Source organism: Bacillus sp. IS1, from assembly GCF_032461585.1.
Lineage (GTDB): Bacteria > Bacillota > Bacilli > Bacillales > Bacillaceae > Bacillus > Bacillus velezensis.
The window spans coordinates 341512-360504 of record NZ_JAWCWR010000002.1 but is presented as its reverse complement, the minus strand read 5'-3'; the positions used below and the strand labels follow the sequence as shown (position 1 = coordinate 360504).

General features: G+C 48.1%; 18 protein-coding genes. 5 read left to right on the top strand and 13 right to left on the bottom strand.

Annotated elements, in window-relative coordinates; genetic code table 11:
- Window positions 1–41: 41 nt before the first annotated feature.
- The 3 genes from RUW00_RS09870 to cysL form a co-directional block, all read right to left on the bottom strand.
- Window positions 42–221: a hypothetical protein gene (locus tag RUW00_RS09870; protein ID WP_003151018.1), complete on the bottom strand. Its 180-nt coding sequence runs from the start codon at window positions 219–221 to the stop codon at window positions 42–44.
- Window positions 222–373: 152 nt separating this feature from the next.
- A complete protein-coding gene (lipL, locus tag RUW00_RS09865) occupies window positions 374–1237 on the bottom strand; it encodes an octanoyl-[GcvH]:protein N-octanoyltransferase (RefSeq protein WP_280144708.1) in 864 nt (287 codons plus the stop codon).
- Window positions 1238–1283: 46 nt separating this feature from the next.
- On the bottom strand, window positions 1284–2183 hold the full coding sequence (cysL, locus tag RUW00_RS09860) for a cysJI operon transcriptional regulator CysL (protein ID WP_095271023.1): 900 nt from the start codon (window positions 2181–2183) through the stop codon (window positions 1284–1286).
- 115 nt (window positions 2184–2298) lie between these two features.
- On the opposite strand from cysL, the gene RUW00_RS09855 reads away from it, so the two are divergent.
- Window positions 2299–3276 (top strand): YeiH family protein, encoded by a 978-nt coding sequence (locus tag RUW00_RS09855; RefSeq protein ID WP_280144709.1) that lies wholly within the window; start codon window positions 2299–2301, stop codon window positions 3274–3276.
- A 36-nt stretch (window positions 3277–3312) separates the two neighbouring features.
- On the opposite strand, the gene pta is transcribed toward RUW00_RS09855, so the two are convergent.
- A complete protein-coding gene (gene pta / locus RUW00_RS09850; RefSeq protein ID WP_003151012.1) occupies window positions 3313–4284 on the bottom strand; it encodes a phosphate acetyltransferase in 972 nt (323 codons plus the stop codon).
- A 256-nt stretch (window positions 4285–4540) separates the two neighbouring features.
- On the opposite strand from pta, the gene hemQ reads away from it, so the two are divergent.
- From hemQ to bacG, 3 genes are all read left to right on the top strand, one after another.
- On the top strand, window positions 4541–5305 hold the full coding sequence (hemQ, locus tag RUW00_RS09845) for a hydrogen peroxide-dependent heme synthase (protein ID WP_003151011.1): 765 nt from the start codon (window positions 4541–4543) through the stop codon (window positions 5303–5305).
- Window positions 5306–5469: 164 nt separating this feature from the next.
- Window positions 5470–5667, top strand: coding sequence for a helix-turn-helix transcriptional regulator (locus tag RUW00_RS09840; RefSeq protein ID WP_101562525.1), 198 nt, complete (start codon window positions 5470–5472; stop codon window positions 5665–5667).
- A 623-nt stretch (window positions 5668–6290) separates the two neighbouring features.
- A complete protein-coding gene (bacG, locus tag RUW00_RS09835; RefSeq protein ID WP_007407669.1) occupies window positions 6291–7070 on the top strand; it encodes an NADPH-dependent reductase BacG in 780 nt (259 codons plus the stop codon).
- A gap of 16 nt (window positions 7071–7086) precedes the next feature.
- Here the strand turns inward: bacG and RUW00_RS09830 are convergent, their stop codons facing one another.
- From RUW00_RS09830 to RUW00_RS09800, 7 genes are all read right to left on the bottom strand, one after another.
- A complete protein-coding gene (locus tag RUW00_RS09830) occupies window positions 7087–8286 on the bottom strand; it encodes a transaminase BacF (RefSeq protein WP_280144710.1) in 1200 nt (399 codons plus the stop codon).
- A gap of 12 nt (window positions 8287–8298) precedes the next feature.
- Window positions 8299–9480 (bottom strand): bacilysin exporter BacE, encoded by a 1182-nt coding sequence (bacE, locus tag RUW00_RS09825; RefSeq protein WP_007407671.1) that lies wholly within the window; start codon window positions 9478–9480, stop codon window positions 8299–8301.
- On the bottom strand, window positions 9477–10895 hold the full coding sequence (gene bacD / locus RUW00_RS09820; RefSeq protein WP_014419149.1) for an alanine--anticapsin ligase: 1419 nt from the start codon (window positions 10893–10895) through the stop codon (window positions 9477–9479). The genes bacE and bacD overlap by 4 nt, the downstream gene beginning before the upstream one ends.
- 17 nt (window positions 10896–10912) lie before the next feature.
- Window positions 10913–11674, bottom strand: a complete 762-nt coding sequence (gene bacC, locus RUW00_RS09815) for a dihydroanticapsin 7-dehydrogenase (RefSeq protein ID WP_267543482.1) — start codon at window positions 11672–11674, stop codon at window positions 10913–10915.
- The gene (bacB, locus tag RUW00_RS09810) at window positions 11671–12381 is read right to left on the bottom strand and encodes a 3-((4R)-4-hydroxycyclohexa-1,5-dien-1-yl)-2-oxopropanoate isomerase (RefSeq protein ID WP_003151000.1); all 711 of its coding nucleotides are present in this window, start codon (window positions 12379–12381) and stop codon (window positions 11671–11673) included. Before bacB ends, bacC begins: the two co-directional genes overlap by 4 nt.
- Complete coding sequence (locus RUW00_RS09805; RefSeq protein ID WP_014721966.1) at window positions 12371–12985, bottom strand: bacilysin biosynthesis protein BacA; 615 nt, start codon at window positions 12983–12985, stop codon at window positions 12371–12373. Before RUW00_RS09805 ends, bacB begins: the two co-directional genes overlap by 11 nt.
- A gap of 161 nt (window positions 12986–13146) precedes the next feature.
- Window positions 13147–14385, bottom strand: coding sequence for an MFS transporter (locus RUW00_RS09800; protein ID WP_151140106.1), 1239 nt, complete (start codon window positions 14383–14385; stop codon window positions 13147–13149).
- A 222-nt stretch (window positions 14386–14607) separates the two neighbouring features.
- Between RUW00_RS09800 and RUW00_RS09795 the strand changes: the two genes are divergently transcribed.
- Window positions 14608–15810, top strand: coding sequence for a multidrug effflux MFS transporter (locus RUW00_RS09795; RefSeq protein WP_014419153.1), 1203 nt, complete (start codon window positions 14608–14610; stop codon window positions 15808–15810).
- A 32-nt stretch (window positions 15811–15842) separates the two neighbouring features.
- Here the strand turns inward: RUW00_RS09795 and RUW00_RS09790 are convergent, their stop codons facing one another.
- Both RUW00_RS09790 and RUW00_RS09785 read right to left on the bottom strand, forming a co-directional pair.
- Window positions 15843–17261 (bottom strand): amino acid permease, encoded by a 1419-nt coding sequence (locus tag RUW00_RS09790; RefSeq protein WP_012118711.1) that lies wholly within the window; start codon window positions 17259–17261, stop codon window positions 15843–15845.
- A gap of 24 nt (window positions 17262–17285) precedes the next feature.
- The gene (locus RUW00_RS09785) at window positions 17286–18968 is read right to left on the bottom strand and encodes a M20 family metallopeptidase (RefSeq protein ID WP_104842924.1); all 1683 of its coding nucleotides are present in this window, start codon (window positions 18966–18968) and stop codon (window positions 17286–17288) included.
- Between the last annotated feature and the right edge of the window lie 25 nt (window positions 18969–18993).

Below are 18993 nucleotides of genomic sequence, written 5' to 3'. Positions count from 1 at the left end.
CCGCCTCGTCTCAGATGTGTAGGCTCCAAACAGTGATTATCCTACTTTTGAGCGGCTAAATCAGAGAAATTCAAATTCGGGTTTTGATTGTCTTCTTGGCTCGGCACTACAAGCACCCAGCCGCTCCAAGCGAAAGAATTGCCTGATTGTTCCGCATCTCCGGCTAACAAATGCGTCGGGATCGTGATTCTTTTTTCTTCTTTTATTTTTTTAAAGTTCATATCTCCATCTCCTTCAGTTTATAGAATTATTTGGAACCTACATAAATATATTAATCAAATAAGGTATATAATGTAAACTAGTTTTCATATAACACTTCTTTTTCACTATAACTAAATAGTATATAATTACCAAAAACAAAAAAAGCCCGGACTTAGTCCAAGCTTTCCTGCGTGCCGAACACCTTCTCATTCCGTTCCAGCATTCGGGTCAGATTTTTTTCAAATACCATTTCCTCTTCCGGCGATAATTCGGCTGCATACAGGCGTCCGCTGAGTTCCTTCAGTTCGGTCAAAAGCGCCAGCATTAAGTCTTGCACGGTAATGTCCGTTTGCAGCAATTCGCTTAATGAAGCCATCGTTTCGGGCCGGATATCGGGATATACGCCTTTTGTATCGTTGCTTTTGTCTTTTAAAGCGGCTTGATAGAAACGTCTGATCAGATCGGCGCGTTCGCTTCCGCTTTTATCGGCGCAGAGGTAAATCTGAACCGCGGTTCCGCCCCGCAGGCGCCTTTGTGAGATTCCCGCGAATTTTCGGCCGCCGATGCTGAGATCGTAGCTGCCCGGACAGTACGATCCTTTAATTTCATATGCTTTAAGTTCGGCATTATGCGGACGCAGCATCCGCCGCACCAGCTCTGTCATCGCCTCGTAGCCTCTGTCGATGTCGATGCCTTTTTTCTCATCTTCAAAAATAAGCGAGATATTCAATACGCCTTCGTCCAGTACGACGGCGAGGCCTCCGGAATTGCGGACAATGACACGGTAGCCTTCGTCCTCCAGCAATTTCACGCCGTCCTCTAAAAACGGCAGGCGCGTGTCCTGAATGCCGAGCACGATCGTCCGGTGGTGCACCCAGGAGCGTGCCGTCGCAGGCGATTCCCCTTTGCCTACGGAGGCGCACAGCGTATCATCCATTGCGAATGACTGCTTCGCATCAAAATAAGGGCCGAGGCTGGATTGGTCAATGATTCTCCAGCTCGGCTGCATCAGTAAATCAATCGGTTGCTTTCCCATCTATATTAAATCCCTTTCGTCATAGGCTTTCCATGCATTTATTATATCACTCCGCTTGAGATGATTGAAATTGGCTTTTCAAAAGTGCGATGAAGATTTCTTTGTTTTTTGTGTTCTCCATAATGGAAGATTGGATGATAGACAGCTTCCGTTTTAAGGAGAATCCTTTTATCTCAAGCACGGAAATGCTGCCGTGAAGCAGATCCTTTTGCAGCACGCTTTTTGACAGAACGGAAAGACCCATTCCGCTGATCACGGCTTCTTTGACGCCCTGGTTGCTGCTGATCGTCATCATGGATTTCGGCCGCAGTCCGTTTGATTGAAGAACGTGGTCTAAATATTCCCTCGTTCCCGAACCCTTCTCCCTCGTCACCCACGCTTGATTTTGCAAGTCGGCAGCCGGGATGTTTTTTCTGCCGGCGAGCGGGTGTCCGTTCGGTGCGGCAATGCACAATTCATCCTCCATAAACGGCTGAATGTCGAGCTCGTTTTTCCCCGTATGCCCTTCAATTAATCCGATATCGGCTTGAAGCATCCGAACCGCTTCGCTGACCTCCTCCGTGTTTCCGATCATGACGTCCAGGTTCAGCTCGGGATACTCGTCATGAAGCTTTGCGAGAAGCGGCGGCAGAATATATTCGCCGATGGTAAAGCTCGCGGCGATTTTGAGCTTCCCTTTGACATAATGATGATGGGCGTAAATTTCGGATTTGGCCTGTTCGTACAAAAAGACCATCTGCTTGGCTCGCTGATAGAGTATGTCCCCCGTCGGCGTAGTCGTAAAGTGCTTCGGAGAGCGGTTCAGCAAGGCGGTTTGAAATTCTTTCTCCAGGTTTTTAATGTGAAGGCTGACGCTCGGCTGAGAAATCATCAGCTTCTGCGCCGCCTTTGTAAAGTTTTTTTCTTCCACGACGGCAATGAATGTTTTTAGTTCCCCATAATACAAAAAGCATCGCCCCTAATCATTATTTTTCCTAATCGTTTAGATCATATAAATATATTTTACTAATGATTAAGACCGCAGTAAAGTGGAGTTATCAAGATAATGGGAAGTGACTGAGATGAAGGTGGTAAAAGGTGTTTCAGTTACCGCAGGAATTGCGTTTGCGGCTTTCTATGTCAGCCGCCTGCCGTTTTTGCATATGTTCGGAATGCTTGTCCTTGCAATGCTGATCGGCATGCTTTGGCGCGCCGTATTCGGACAGCGGGCGGCATTAGAGCCGGGGATCGCGTTCTCAAGCAAATACTTGCTGAAAGCAGGCATCATCCTGCTTGGTATGAGACTGAATCTGGCGGATATCTATCATGCGGGCTGGCACGTATTTGCAATTGCCGTCTGCTGTATGATGTTTGCGGGTGCCGTTGTATACGGACTGTCCCGGCTGTTCCGTATAGATCAGACACTCAGCACGCTGACAGCCTGCGGCACAGCGATCTGCGGGGCGGCTGCCATTGCCGCGATCGCGCCGCAGATCAGATCAAATGAAAATGCAGCCGCCATCAGCGCGGCCGCCGTTTCGTTATTAGGAACCGTTTTTACTGTTGTATATTCTCTTTCTTATCATGGATTGGGCTTTTCTCCTGCGGCTTACGGAGCCTTTTGCGGGGCAACGCTTCACGAGGTGGCGCATGCGGCGGCGGCCGGCAGCGCCGGAGGAAAAGCAGCCGTCGAGATGGCGGTGATCGTCAAACTGACCCGGGTCGCGCTGCTCGTCCCGGCCGCATTCATGCTCGGAATGCGGGCTCGCCGCAGCGGAAAGTCAAAGACGGCTTCTGCCGCTTCACTCCCCATCCCTTGGTTTATCTTCGGATTTCTCGGAATGAGCGCCATCCATACATCAGGCGTCATTTCAGCCGCGCATTCCGAATTTCTTGTTCAAGTGTCTTATGTTTTAATCGGCATGGCGATGGCGGGTCTCGGTTTGAAAGTCCATATATCGGCGTTTCGTCATAACGGCTGGCGGGCGCTCGCAGCAGGCTTGATTGGCTCTCTCTGTTTGTCCCTGTTCGGCTGGGCCGCAGTGACGTTTTTTCTATAAAAAATGCCGGCCCTCGTAAAGGCCGGCTTTTGCGGATTACAGCGCTTGAGCAGCCGTAATTAACGCAAGATTGTAGACGTCTTCCGCATTACATCCTCTGGAAAGATCGTTTACAGGCATATTCAATCCTTGCAGAATCGGTCCGACCGCTTCAAAGCCGCCTAAGCGCTGAGCGATTTTGTAGCCGATGTTTCCTGCTTCAAGGCTTGGGAATACAAATACATTCGCGTCTCCTTTAATGTCGGAGTCCGGAGCTTTTTTCTCCGCGACAGACGGCACAAATGCAGCGTCGAATTGGAATTCGCCGTCCAGCGTAAGCTCAGGCGCTTTTTCCTTCGCAATTTTCACGGCTTCAGCCACTTTGTCCGTCTCGTCTGATTTCGCCGATCCTTTTGTAGAGAAGCTGAGCATGGCAACGCGCGGGTCAATGTCAAACATTTGAGCCGTATTGGCGCTTTCAATGGCGATTTCGGCAAGGTCCTGGCTGTCAGGGGCAATGTTGATCGCGCAATCAGCGAATACATATTGCTCGTCACCGCGGGCCATGATGAAGACTCCTGATGTTTTTTTCACGCCTTCTTTTGTTTTAATGATTTGAAGTGCAGGGCGCACCGTATCGGCTGTAGAATGTGCAGCTCCGCTGACAAGTCCGTCTGCGAGACCTTTGTACACAAGCATCGTGCCGAAATAGTTTTCGTCCAGCAAAGCTTTGCGGGCCTGTTCTTCCGTCGCTTTGCCTTTGCGGCGTTCTACGAAAGCCTGAACGAGTTCTTCCATGCCTTCATATGTATGCGGGTCAAAAATGTCCACGCCGTCAAGCGTAAGGTTTAATTCTTTCGCTTTTGCTTGAATGTCTTCTTTATTGCCGACTACGATCGGCTTTAATACCTTGTTGCCCGCCAAGTTGTTGACCGCAACCAGGATACGTTCGTCCAACCCTTCAGGAAATACGATTTTCACATCTTTTCCTGCGACTTTTTCTTGTACTTTTGTAAATAAATCTGCCACGATATACCCTCCTCTATGTTGACAAAAAACGCTTACTTTTACAGCATACTCTTCTTCCAGCTAAATTCAAATAACCAACTTCCATTATAGCGCTTTCAAAAAGAAATCTTATTTTTCTAACTAATTTAATTGACCGTTTGTTCACGGCATAGTTTCTGACACAAGGCTTCGGATTATTCAAGGTTTCTCCACAGCCGAAACGGTTAAACTGTGATATAGTGAAGGCATCAATGAATAGATATAGGAGTGAAGATACATGAGTGAGCAGCAAAAAACGAACGAAGCCGCCCAAACGCTTGACGGCTGGTACGCGCTTCACGATTTCCGCACAATGGACTGGACGTCATGGAAGATGTTATCCAGCGATGAGCGCCTGTCGATTATTCACGAATTTACGGGACTGCTTGAAAAATGGGGCGTCGCCCAAAAAGAAGGCAAAGGCTCGCAAACCATCTACAGCATCGTCGGACAGAAAGCTGATTTCATGCTGATGATTCTTCGCCCGACAATGGAAGAGCTGAACGAAATCGAGCTTGAATTTAACAAATCAAAGCTTGCTGAATTTACAATCCCGGCTTATTCTTACGTGTCCGTGGTTGAGCTGAGCAACTACCTGGCAAGCGGAGAAGGCGATCCGTATGAAAATCCGCATGTCCGCGCCCGCCTGTATCCTGAGCTGCCTGAAGCGAAATACGTCTGCTTCTATCCGATGGATAAAAGAAGAAGCGGCAATGACAACTGGTACATGCTTTCTATGGATGAACGCAGAAATCTGATGAGAAGCCACGGCTTGATCGGACGGAGCTATGCCGGCAAAGTCAAACAGATTATCACGGGATCTGTCGGTTTTGATGATTACGAATGGGGCGTCACGCTCTTCAGCGATGATGTGCTTCAGTTCAAAAAACTTGTTTACGAAATGCGCTTTGATGAAGTCAGCGCGCGCTACGGCGAATTCGGTTCATTTTTTGTCGGAAACCGCTTGTCTCTCGACACGCTTCCGAAGTTTTTGCACGTGTAATATGTTGTTAAAGCCTGATTTTAAAAATCAGGCTTTTTTCAATACTATTCAGAAACAAATCGAAAAAACATTGATAAACATTTGGGAGTGATGTAAAGTGCGCTTTACATAGAGTTGGCTTTACATCTTTAGAAATCGTTGTATCGAAATGAGGTGAAATATGAGTGAAAAATCGGTTAAAAGAAATTAGACAGAGACATTCTTATTCACAGGAAACGTTAGCCTTGAAATTAAAAGTGTCCAGACAAACCATCATTTCAATTGAGAATGGGAAATATAATCCCTCCCTGCCCTTAGCTTTGAAAATAGCAAAGATTTTCAGGGAAAGTGTAGAGAATATATTTTTGTTAGAGGAGGAATAAAAATGAAGAAGAACTTTTTTTTAATATCTTTTGTTTTTTTCATTATCGTCTCGGGAGCTTTTATAGCACTATCAATATTTACGCAAACAAAATTACCTTCAATAACTTTTCCCATCTTAACTCTTTCAATAATAAGCTTTGTTCTATGGACTACCTTCCCATCGTTACCATTTAAAAGAGATGAACGAGGAAAGTTTATAATACAGAAGAGCTTAGCCTATACTTTTATGCTGACCTTAATTTATCTTTTCATTTTCTTGACAATATTTTATTTTAATTTAATCAACCTAGACAAAGAGCAGATTTTACTCTTAATTTCCTCGTTAGTTATCAGTACAGCATTTATATCGATCCTCATTCTAAATAAGAAATACTGACAATCAGCTTTTATTAATTAGAAACCCTTCATTATCATTCCACCTAGAGACCAAGCATTAAAATCTTTCCTATTAAATTGATATTCAATTGCTCATTATGAAACAAAAAAGTATTGATCGTATGTAACACCCACCCGCCTGTCCGGCGGGTTTTTCCTTTGTCAGAATTTAAATAAAATTTGCTATTTTTATCATTTTTTTTTACGATGTAAAGGAGATTCCATTTTGGTAAAGGGGTGCAGACAGTTGTCAAAACGAACCGCATTTATTATGGGAGCCAGTCAGGGGATCGGCAAAGCGATCGCTCTGAAACTGGCGGACAATGGCTTTCATACCGTCATTAATTCACGAGTTCCCGAAAATATCGAATCGGTAAAAGAAGAGATCCTCGCCAAACATCCGGATGCGGGCGTCACCGTTCTGGCCGGGGATATGTCGGACCAGAAGACGAGAGCCGGCATTTTTGAAGAGATCAGATCACAATGCGGACGGCTTGATGTATTGATCAACAACATTCCGGGCGGCTCGCCGGATACTTTTGAAAACTGCGATATAGAGGATATGACAAATACCTTTACGAATAAAACAATCGCTTATATCGACTCTATGAAAACGGCCGCAGCAATCATGAAACAGCACGAATTCGGCAGAATCATTAATATCGTCGGAAACCTATGGAAAGAACCCGGCGCCAATATGTTTACCAACAGCATGATGAACGCCGCTTTAATTAATGCCAGCAAAAACATCGCCATTCAGCTTGCGCCTTTTCACATTACTGTCAACTGTCTGAATCCCGGATTTATCGCCACAGACCGTTATCACCAATTCGTGAAGAATGTCATGAAGCAAAACGGCATTTCTAAAGCGGAAGCGGAAGAACGGATTGCCTCAGGCGTCCCGATGAAGCGTGTCGGAACTGCGGAAGAAACCGCGGCGCTGGCTGCCTTTCTTGCCTCTGAAGAAGCCTCCTATATTACCGGGCAGCAAGTGTCAGCCGACGGCGGCAGCATGAAAAGCATATAATAAAAACATCCCGCTCTCAGCGGGATGTTTCTTGTAATGAAGGAAAGGACAAACCGAGCTTTTGAATCCGCAGCACGAATTCCCTCAAATCGCCCTGCTTGGCCACCATTGATATTCTGACATAACGCTTTCCGCCGCTGCCGAAAATCTCGCCGGGCGTCACGACAACATGGGCATGCTCCAGCAGATAGTCCGAAAACTGGTGTGAAGACTCGAATTCATTCGGAATTTCAGCCCATACATAAAAAGTCCCTTTCGGTTTTTCAATGCTCCAGCCTAATTCCTTTTCACATAACGCCGTGAAAAAGTCAATCCGTTCTTTATATGTGCGCTTCAGACGCTCCGTATGCTCAGGACTTCCTGACAGCGCCGCCGCTGCCGCCTGCTGAAGACCGCCGAACATGCCGACGAAGACGTGATCCTGAAACTCATTGACCGCCTGAATGATTTTCTCATTCCCCACGGCAAATGCCATTCTCCAGCCTGCCATATTGAAGGTTTTCGAAAATGAATAAAGCTCCGCGCCGACCGTTTTCGCTTCTTTCGCCTGAAGAAAGCTGGCCGGGTTCTGATCAAATTCGAACGCGCCGTATGCAAAATCGTGAATAAGGTGGATGTCATGTTTTTTTGCAAACGCTGCCGCTTTTTCATAAAACGCCTGATCCGCAGTTGCGCCCGTCGGGTTATTCGGGTAATTCAAAAACATCAGCTTGGCTTTTTTCAGGACGGCGGGATCAATCCGCTCAAAATCCGGCAGATAGCCGTTTTCCGAATGAAGCGGCATCTCATGCAGCTCCGCTCTGGCCATTGTAATGCCCGATAAATACTCAGGGTAGCCGGGGTTCGGAACTAAGGCGATATCGCCGGGGTTCAGCAGGCATTGCGTCAAAACGTACAAACCAGCTTTCCCTCCGCCGAACAGCGCGACTTCTGTCTCCGGATTGACCGATACCCCGTACTCTCTCTCATAAAATTCCGCGATGGCTTCTTTCAGAAACGGATAGCCTCTGAACGGGCCGTATCCGTGATACGAAGGATTCAGCGCAGCCTCCCGCAATGTTTCAACGATATGCGGCGGAGTGGGGAGATCGGGATTCCCCTGGCCGAGATTAATGATCTGGGCTCCCGTTTTCTCCATCTCTTTTACCTTTTGAAAAACGAGCGAAAATTCCTGTTTCGGAAGTGTCTTGATGACGTCGGACGGTATGATTTCCATCTGAAAGGCTCCTTATAAATGAATTTGCTCTGATTCGTTATTCCGTTCTGAAAAGGATTTATTGACCAGTTTTGTATGCAGAAACAGCCCGCTGACCAAAAGGACGATAAACGCCATGATGACTGCCGCGTCTACAATGTTGATCAGCATGGAACCGACGGCGATGCACAATCCGATGGACGCCTCCGCCACCGAAAAAATCCGGCCCTGAATCTGGTTCGCCGCGTTCTCCTGAACTTTGACCTTCGCCAACACCTCACCGTATTCCATTGCGATAAAGAAAAGAATGGCGGCAATGACTGACACGGCGAAAATCGGGGTAAACAAAAACAGCGCAAGCGAGACGATCGATAACACTGTAAAATACATCAGCCCTTTATTGTTGTTAAAGCCCCATTTGCTGACAAGAGCGGCGCCGATAAAGCCGCCGAAGCCGATACAGAACGTCAGGATGAAATTGCCGATTTCCCCGTCGCCTAAAAAGCGGCTGACAATCGGGAAATAGCTGTAGACGACACCCCACAAAAGCGCCATCGTAATCATCGTGAACATGGCGTTTAACACAAAAGCATTTGTTTTGATTTCCTTCAGGCCTTCTTTAAACGACTGAAAAGCTTCTCTCACGTTTTCTGACTGAATCGGCACGTATTGAAGCTTAATGCGGCTGATGAAAAACGCGGAGACAAGATAGGTCACCCCGTTAAACGCGACGGCAAGCTCCACAGAACCGCCTAACAGAAAAAGTCCGCCGGCTGCAGCGCCGACAATAATCGAAATCGTCGTGGCTTTTGCAAACAAAGTGTTGATATTTTTAATATCAGCTTCTAAAGACGACATGACCGCGAGACGTGCCGGGTTAAAAAACACGCCGCTTCCGTAAGAAACAAACAGCAGCGCCAGAAAAAGCAGCGGATATTCGCCTTTCGGGAGAAATGTCAGCCCCAAAAAGATGACACCTCTGATCACATCCGTCCACAGCATGATTTTCACCCTGTCGAGCCGGTCCACGAGCACGCCTAAAAACGGCTGAAACACCATCGGAATACTGCGGACCGCGATGACGCCGGACGTCACCCAGTAGTCATGATAGTATGTAGATAAAATGAGCAGGGCCGGGAGAACGCAATAGTCTCCCATAAACGAAAGCGCCTGCCCGAAAAGCAAATACTTAGAGTTCGGTTTCAGCTGTTTCATACCGGTAACGCATACTTTGCAGTCAGCTTCGCCTGCTGCTGAATTTGTTTGATTGATTCGGCCACGTCACCCGAATTGCTTCCTTTCAGCTCGAACGCCGCAATGCTGTTGAACGCTTCGAACAGCCGCAGATCCACGGACGTACCCGCCTCGGCCGCCGAGAAAGAAACGATTTCGGTGTCTCCCTTTAAGACGCCGTCGGGAATGTCAATGCTTTCAATGACGAAATCGACAGCCGTCTCAGGCAGCTGGCCGTTCTCTTTGAAATGCTGAGGATACAAGTGGCAGTCGGCGACATAGCATGGCTCCTGCTCCAATAATCCTTTCGGCAGATCGGCTTCTTTTCCGAAACAGAGAACATCCAATAACAGCTGCGCCATATCGACGCCGAAGACCTTTTTAATATTCGGAATCATGTTCCAGCCCGCAAATCGTGCCGCTGATTCAATCAGTCCGGCTTCCCGGTTTTTCATTAATTTAATCTCTGTATGTGTTGCGCAGTTTTCGAGGCCGAGTCCTTCATTCGCCTTTTTGGCTGCTTCGACGATTTTTCGCTTCGCGTCATCATCCAGGATGGACGGCGTAATATGCGATGTCTCCGTGAATCCGATTTGCGGTGTTTTATCATGAATCGCGACAGGGAAGTATTCCCCGTCGGCCATGATGCCTTCTATGCTGATATAGTCGGAATAACCGCTTGTTTCGTACCAGTCGTCATACTCGCCCTGCAAAAATTCTTCCGCGATAAACGGCGCTTCAAACGTGACCGCTTTCGGTACGTTGATCGACTTCAGGTATTCATTGACTCTGTTAAATTCGGCTTCGGCCGTTTCCATCTCTTTGATAAGCGTCACGCCGATGGAGCTCGCCAGATATGTAGGCTTCAGAATGAGCGGCGTTCCGATTTCCTGAAGCGCGGCGCGGAAATCTTCCAGCGTCGTCACCCGTTTGTTTTTGATGGATTTGACGCCGGCCCGGTTGAAGGCGGCTCTCATTTTGTTTTTATCTCTGGCATTTTCAGCGGCCTGTACGCCCGCTCCCCGCAGGCCGAGACGTTCACACGCTTTTGCCATCGGAGCGATAAACAGTTCATTGTTGGTCGTAATGGCATCAACCGCGAACATGCCGGCCACCTTGACGATTTCTTCGACTACTTCTTCCTCAGGTTTGTCATGATCTTCATGAGCCCAGTAAATCGAATCGGGATGCTCAAAATCAGCCAGACTCTTAAAATAGTCTTTATCTTTAATGACCGCGACCGAGTATTTTTCAATCAAAGCTGCATGAGAGGCTGTAATTGCAAAAGGCCTTGGAATAAAGCTGACCAGGTTATATTTTTCAGCAGCGCTTTTATAAAACATGTGCGGCGGGCAGCCTCCAAGATCAGCAATGACCAATACTGTTTTTCTCTCCATATGTAAACACTCCTTCTCTATTGTGCGGTGTATCCACCGTCTGCGGTGATCGCGCTTCCGGTCATATAGCTTGATAAATCCGACGCGAGAAACAGCATGACGTTCGCTATTTCTTCAGGCTTGCCGAGTCTCAGCAGCGGATTGACTTTCGCTTTTTCTTTTTTGATTTCTTCAAGCGTGCCTTCGTTGTTTTCAAGGAACGACTTTTCATTCAAAGGTGTGTCAATGATTCCCGGGCACACGCAATTGACGCGGATGTTGTGTTTGGCGTAATCGACGGCCATCGAACGCGTCAGCTGCAATACGCCGCCTTTAGAGGCGTTATATGAGGGAATGTCGGGCCATGCAACGACTCCTCCGACGGAGCACGTGTTAATGATATTGCCCTTGCCGCTTTTGAGCATATACTTGAGCGCGTGCTTGCTCATAAGAAACATGCCCGTCAGATTGACGTTGAGCACCTTGTTCCAATCGCTCAGCTCCATCTCATGAATCGGCGCGACAATTTCGATGCCGGCGTTATTGATTAACACATCCAATCCGCCGAACTTGTCTACCGCTGACCGGATGGCGTTTTGACATGCCGGCTCATCTGTAATATCCGTCTGCACAAAATGCAGCCTGTCATTGTTTTCTTTCCTGATCATCGCTTCTCCCTGCGCCTCATCAATATCCGCGACGACCACATTCGCCTGCTGATTCAGAAACGCCTGAACCGCGGCATAACCGATGCCTGATGCGCCCCCTGTGATGAGGACGGTTTTATCCGTCAGGTTCATGACTCTTTCGCCTCTAATTTTTTCGCTTTTGCTCTGTTATAGCGCGGAGGGAAAAAGATATTGACTGATTTTGAATCTTTTTCAAATCTGTTGATGGCGCCGTGATCTTCTCTCGGATCGCAGAAATAAGCTGTGCCGAATGTCATATCCACTTTGCAGCCTTCAATGGTCATATCATAGCCGCCGCCGATGCAGATGCCGATCTGTTCATTGCGGTGTTTATGAAACGGCATTTCTCCTCCATTGCCCGGAATGTTGGCAAGCATGATTTCCACCCAGTCTTCCACGAAGAACGTGACTTCCATCCCAGGCAATAAGTCTCTCGTTTTAAAAATATTCAAAAAATAGTCCTCGGGGCTTGTGTAGGTTTCACCGGCTTTCAGGCGTTTAATATCAATGGCGATCACTTCTTGATCCGTCTCATTTCTTGCGCCGTGAGGCACGTTAGGAGGCGCGATATAGGCTGATTCCAGCGCGGTCATCTTTCTTGTGACATCTCCGACAGTCATGGACAGCTCGCCGGAAACGACAAGGCCGATTTGGACTTCCTTATGCTGATGCGGTTCCACGTTTGTATGCGGCGGAACGTAAGAAAGCAGAACTTCCGTATCGCCTCTGACGGACGAATATTGTCTTACTCCGTTATCCCATTCTATTAATTTAGGCGTCGGGAAATAAAGTTCCTGCAAATCTTGTTCAGTTTTCATCATGAATCTCTCCTTTTCCGAATAATGACCAGCTCATGGGAATGCTTTTAAATGTTTTGACAAAGTGAAGGCCGTACTTTTGTCTGGCCAGCTCATTTGTCAGCGCGATGTCGGACAAACCTTCCTTCACTCTTTTCGCGGCTGCGCTCGTTGAGTTCACCAGATCAAACGTGACATCTTTACGGGTAAAATACTTAATCAAATTGATAGGAGACGGGTGGGATACGATGACAGCCTTATCAAGCATGTCATCCGTATATTCAAAACCGGGCCGGACAGCCAGGCCGTACATCGGGGTGTCGCACCTGAAAATTTGCAGAAGCTGCAGATCCGGTCTCATGTAGAAGTGCTTAATGCCGTCATACGCGTGAGGCACAATTGTGTATTCCAACGGACTTTGAAGCGTTTTTTCAATGCACGATTCAAATGTATCATGCAGTGATAATTTACTGTTCACCCCTTGGAGAAGGGTAAAATTGGTGATGAAGTTTTTTGCTGCGTACTCACTGCTTGTCCCTTCAGGACCGAGCGTGTTGATCGTAATCAGTTTAGATATTGAATAAGCCTTGCTTTTTGTTTGAATGCTATTATCCAATATAATCATGAGCACCAACCAATCTGTTAAATTTTAAGTAAATATTATCCATAGACGTTCAAGCTGTCAATATTATTTGAAAATATTGATAATTATTCCTATATATTAAAAAACACCTTAAGATATAAGGTGTTAAAAATTAACATTTACAAAATTATAGAAACTTTATTTTACCGATACAATGATTGGTCGGCCTGATGCTCATATTTCCCATACCTTCTGTATGCGAAAACGCTGAGGACAAAGCCGATGAGGGTGACGGCCGCACAGATAAATCCGACAGCTGCATATCCGTATCCGACATAGACCGGACCCATGACAGCAGAACCCAAGGTGACGGCCAAATTGGACGCCAGGCTGTAAAATGCCATGATTTTGCCCCGGCGGCTCTGTGAGCAATCACTTAAAATGGTGCTGAGCAAGGTCACCGTCAGGCTTTGCATCAATCCCCAGACGAATAACCCGATGACCAAAAACGGCATTGATGACGGCGCATAGGCGAGACAGGAAAGCCATATGCTGATCACGGCCAATGCCGCGATCAAAGAGCGCATTTTCCCCGCCTTATCTGCGATTTTTCCGGTGAACACGCTCATGGAAAAACCGATTCCGTACACCATGATCAGCAGCCCTGAAGCTGTATTTCCCCCCGGGAGCATGCGGTGAAGATAGGTGCCGAGAAATGAATACATGCCGTAAAAACCGATCATGTTGCAAAAAGTGATTGTGAGGTATACAGGGACACGGGGCACCTTCAGCGCATCCCGGAAAGTGCCTGCCTGCCGTCCGTTTTCCTCTTCTGTTTTATCCCCATCCGCCGTACTGCGGCGCGCCTCAATGAAAATGAGCGAAGCAACGAGGACAGACATGAGGGCGAAAATCCAAAACGTCCACCGCCAATTCAAAACACCGCCGATAAAAGAGCCGATCGGAACGCCGAAAATCAAAGCGAGCGACCAGCTTGACACGATCAGACCCATCACCTTGCCGCGGTACGCATAAGGCACACGGTCGCCGACCACCGCATATGCTGTCGGCACAAACGCACCCGCCGCAAGCCCGGAAAGCGCCCTGCCCAGAAAGAAGAAAAAGAGATTGTGCGCCAGCGCGCAGATCACCGTGCCGGCCGTAAATATAAGCAGCCCCGCCAGCAGACTGAGTTCCCGGGAATATTTATCTCCCAGCGGAACGAGAAGCGGCGCGCCGATAAAAATCATCACTCCGTAAATACTGATGGAAAGCGCCAGCACACTGACATCCGAGCTGAAAGCCCGCGCTAAATCCGGAAGCAGCGGAGAAATCACCAGCTCTTCAGAACCGGCGGCAAATACGCCTAATGTCAAAGCAAGCGCGAGACAGATCGGAAATCGGCGTTTCGTTTCGATGTGATCGGTTTGTTTGCTGTTCATGCTCTTTGAACACCTCTTCCGTAAAACTTTTCTACCTTTTGTTGTTTTATAGTTTAGCATCCTTATGTTTCATTTTACATTTCACATGAAAACCAATTCTGGTTTTTTATTTACATTCAGATTTTAAATAAAATATTTAGTTTATATTCAACAGATAATATAAAATACGCCGTCCGGTTATGCTATAGTGATAGAATCATTTGTTAAGGTGGGGGTCATGGAATGAATAACGCTGATTCAAAGGCAGCCCGCGCAGGCCTCGGCATGGTACTGATTCTCGGGACGCTCGCTTCATTCGGGCCGCTTTCGCTCGATATGTATCTGCCCGCTTTGCCTGAAGTGGCGGCCGATCTTCATACGACAGCGTCACTTGCGCAGCTGAGCCTGACGTTTTGTCTTTTGGGGCTGGCGGTCGGGCAGATTGTTGTCGGGCCGCTCAGTGATATGATCGGGCGCCGGAAGCCGCTGATTCTGTCATTGCTGCTTTATACGCTGTCTTCTTTATTATGCGCCTTCAGCCCTTCTGTTTCGTTTTTAATTGTCATGAGGTTTATTCAAGGATTCACCGGGGCGGCCGGAATCGTCATCGCACGGGCTTCCGCACGCGATATGTATTCCGGAAAAGAATTGACGGCTTTTTTCTCATTACTGATGCTCGTCAATGGGGCGGCGCCGATTTTAGCGCCGATTACAGGGGGATTTATCCTTCAGTTCGCCGGCTGGAAAATCGTATTTATCGTGCTGGCGGTGATCGGCTGTATCATTTCTGCCGCCGTGCTTACGGCGTTGCCTGAATCACTCCCGCCGGAAAAGCGGACAAGCGGCGGACTCCGGGAGACGCTGATGACGTTTCGCGGCCTGCTTGGCGACCGGATGTTTATGGGATTTGCGCTCAGCCAGGCATTTGTGATGACCGGCATGTTCGCATACATTGCCGGGTCGCCGTTTGTACTGCAAAACATCTACGGCGTATCAGCGCAAATGTTCAGCCTGCTGTTCGCCGTAAACGGTGCGGGAATCATATGCGCCACCCAAATCACCGGACGGATGGCCAAAACACATGATGAACGGAAGCTGTTTGTCTCCGGGCTGTTGATCGCCGTCATCGGAAGCATCGCTTTGCTTTTATCACTTGCGTTTGGTTTAGGCCTGACGGCGGTCTGCATTTCTTTATTCATCATTGTTTCTTCTGTCGGGATCGTCACGACGACGGGGTTTTCTCTGGCTATGCAGAAACAGGAGAAAGGCGCGGGAAGCGCTGCGGCTCTTCTCGGACTCCTGCCCTTTATCGGCGGTGCGGCTGCCGCTCCCCTTGTCGGTATTGCCGGAGAAGAAAATGCCTGGCCGATGGCCGTCAGCATTTTCGGTTTTGAGTTCTGTGCCGTTCTATCCTATGTGCTGTCGGCAAAACGGAAAACAAAGTAAAGCCCGCCGCTTTAAGCGGAGGGCTTTTTTTCTTATCCGGCAGCGCCTTTTTCCGAAGAAGCCGGCTCACGCTTCAGGCGTTTTTTGATACCGAAGTGATAATACGCGTAACAGATGATCATCAGCGGGACGCCGCAGTACAGACCGATACGCTGGTCGGGGATAAAGATGAGACTGATTAAGATAAGACCGTAAACCGAAAATCCGAGAATCGGCACGATCGGATAAAGAGGCGTTTTAAACGCCAGGTCTTTCAGATTTCCTCCTTCAGCGAGAAAGCGTCTCCGGAAAACGAATTGTGAAGCGCAGATTGACATCCACGCGACGACGGTAATCATACCGGAGATGGAAATGAGCCATACATACACCGTTTCAGCCGCGAATACACTTGTCAGCAGGGATAAACCGGAGATGGCGATGGTGATGGAAAGAGCTTTCAGAGGCACGCCTTTTTTCGTCAGTTTCGTTAAGGAAGCGGGGCCCATCTTAGTTTTTGACAGGGACCACATCATTCTGGACGAAGCGTACAGCCCGGAATTCGCCACCGACAGCATGGCGGTCAGAATGACAAAGTTCATGATATCAGCCGCATAGGGAACGCCGATTTTATCCAGCACAGCCACAAACGGGCTTTCGATGACGCCTGCCGTTTGGTACGGCAAAATGGACACGAGAACAAACATCGCCAGCACGAAGAAAAACAGCGTCCGCCATATGACGTTTCGGATGGAGCGGGGAAGCGTCTTTTCCGGATTTTCGCTTTCTCCCGAGGCGATTCCGACCAGCTCGGTGCCCTGGAATGAAAAATTCACCATGACAAGGGTAAACAGCACGGCTTGGGCGCCGTTCGGGAAAAGCCCTTTGTCCGTCGTAAAGTTTGACAGATACGGAGCCGTCTGCCCGCCGTTAAAACCGACAAAGCCGAATACCGCAGCGCAGCCGAGAATAATAAACAATACAATGGCCATGACCTTAATGCTGGAAAACCAAAATTCCATTTCCGCAAAACTCCGCGCAGACAGCGCGTTAATGGAAAAAATGACGACGCCGAATACAAGGCACCACACCCAAATCGGAACGGCCGGAAACCACCGCTGCATTAAAATCCCCGCCGACGTCAGTTCAAGCCCCACTGTATTGGCCCAGCTGAATGCGTACATCCATCCGATCGTAAACCCCGTCGACGGCCCGAGAAACTTTGCGGCATACGCCTGAAATGATCCTGCGACCGGCATGGCGACCGCGAGCTCCCCCAAACAAAGCATCACCAGATACATTAAAAATCCGCCGATCACATAAGCCAATATCGCGCCGATCGGTCCCGCTTCACTGATCGTAAAACCGGAGCCCAGAAAAAGCCCCGTCCCGATCACGCCGCCGAGGGCGATCATAAACAAATGCCGGCCCTTCATCGTGCGCTGCAATTCAGTTTGATTGGTATCTCCCTGCATATACATCCCCCTTATTCCGTTATGTCAGCCATTTGTGCGTATGTCTAATCGGTAGCTGTGCAAAAGGTGCATTGTCGTCTGCTGAATGAGCTCCGGCAGCACATGGAATGTGTACGGCTTGTACACGCGTTCCGTCCATTTATGGCCGTCCTTTCCGTATACCCCTATATTGACCGACGGAATATTCAATTCCCTGATTTCTTTAAAAGGAATCGTCCCGATGACATCCCAGCCCGGAAAATTATCGGTAAAGGCGGAGACCTCCTCGTCTGTTTCATGCAGCGATAAAAAGCTTCCGTCCGCTAAATAAGGGAAAAACTTTTTAAAGACGAATGTTTCTCCGGTTGATGCCGCTGTTTTATCGACCGCTTCTTGAATGACATGCTGCAAAAGCCGGTCCCGTGTGCTCTCTTCCTTCAGATAATTGTGCGGAAGGTAAGGCGGCGCATAGAAAATAATGACCTTGGCTCCCTGCTCAGGATCGAGTTTTTGCAGTTCCTCGACGGCTTTAAAGCATCTCATCCGCAGTTCAAGATGTTCATATGTTTTAAATGCCTGCTCGATACACTGCGCCGGGTCTATCCCGCGGCTTCTCAGCCTTTTCAGATAATCTTCCAGACTGTACACTTGAACGTTCCATGACATCTCTTTTTTCGGCAGGCTCGTTCTCTCACAGTATTCGTCGTAATAATCAGATAATTTTCGTTCTGTCTCTTTGCAGGCTTCGTCAGCCACCGCAGTCAGCTGATCCATGACTTCTTTGGCGGTTTTCTCGTAAATAAAATAATTAAAATAGACATAGCTGCTGACGGCGGTCTGCACGTTATACGCTTCCTTGTTGTCACGCTGGTAGAGGCAGGTCGGCGGAAGCACAAGCTCCCCTTCAATGTTTTCCGCCATATGAATATTGTTGTGAACTCTTCTGGTGATTTCTGACGCGATCAAATTCGGATCGATGCCGGACAGCGTATCACCGACATGCACCTCCCGCCCGTAAATCGCAAAGCAAGGCAAAAGCTTCCCTGCCGCGCCCGTGTAGATGTACCTTGTCGTGTCACCCTCATACAGCGGCGTGATGAAGTCGTTATTAATCGCTGCTAAATAACGAAGCTGCTTTTCTTGTTTCAGCCGTTTTAATTCAGAAATGCTCGTTAAAATGCCGGAATGCTGGCTTTCTTCATCCGGGTTTGCCATGAACAGAATATGGCCCGGCAGCTGATCGCGCCGTTCAGAAAAGTGAAGCAGATTGGCGAGATGAACGGCAATACCGCTCTGCATATCAACCGAACCCCTTCCGAACATCCACTCGCCTGAGCGGGCGTCCCGCTGCACATCCCGATCAAATTCATAGTTTGAGAAATACTCCGCGAGACGGTCGGAATCAAAAGCGATATCTTTTAAAGGGCCGAAATCCTCGATGCCGACCGTATCAAGATGAGCGTGATAAATGACCGTATTCAGGCTGTCGCCGTTTCCCTCAATAAATGCGAAAATATTTTTGCGGCCGTAAGGGTCCTCAGGAATCGCCTGCTCCCACACATGTGACGGGTTCTCCTGAAAGTAGGGAAAGCTCTTGATCATATCTTTGATATAGTCGGCTTTTTTTCCTTCTCCCAATGTGCCGTTGATGCTGTTTAACGCCACCAGTGATTTCGTAATGGCTTCTATTTTCTCCTCCGGAAGCATTTTGCTGAGCTGCTGATACATGTTCCATCCTCCTTACCCTCATATA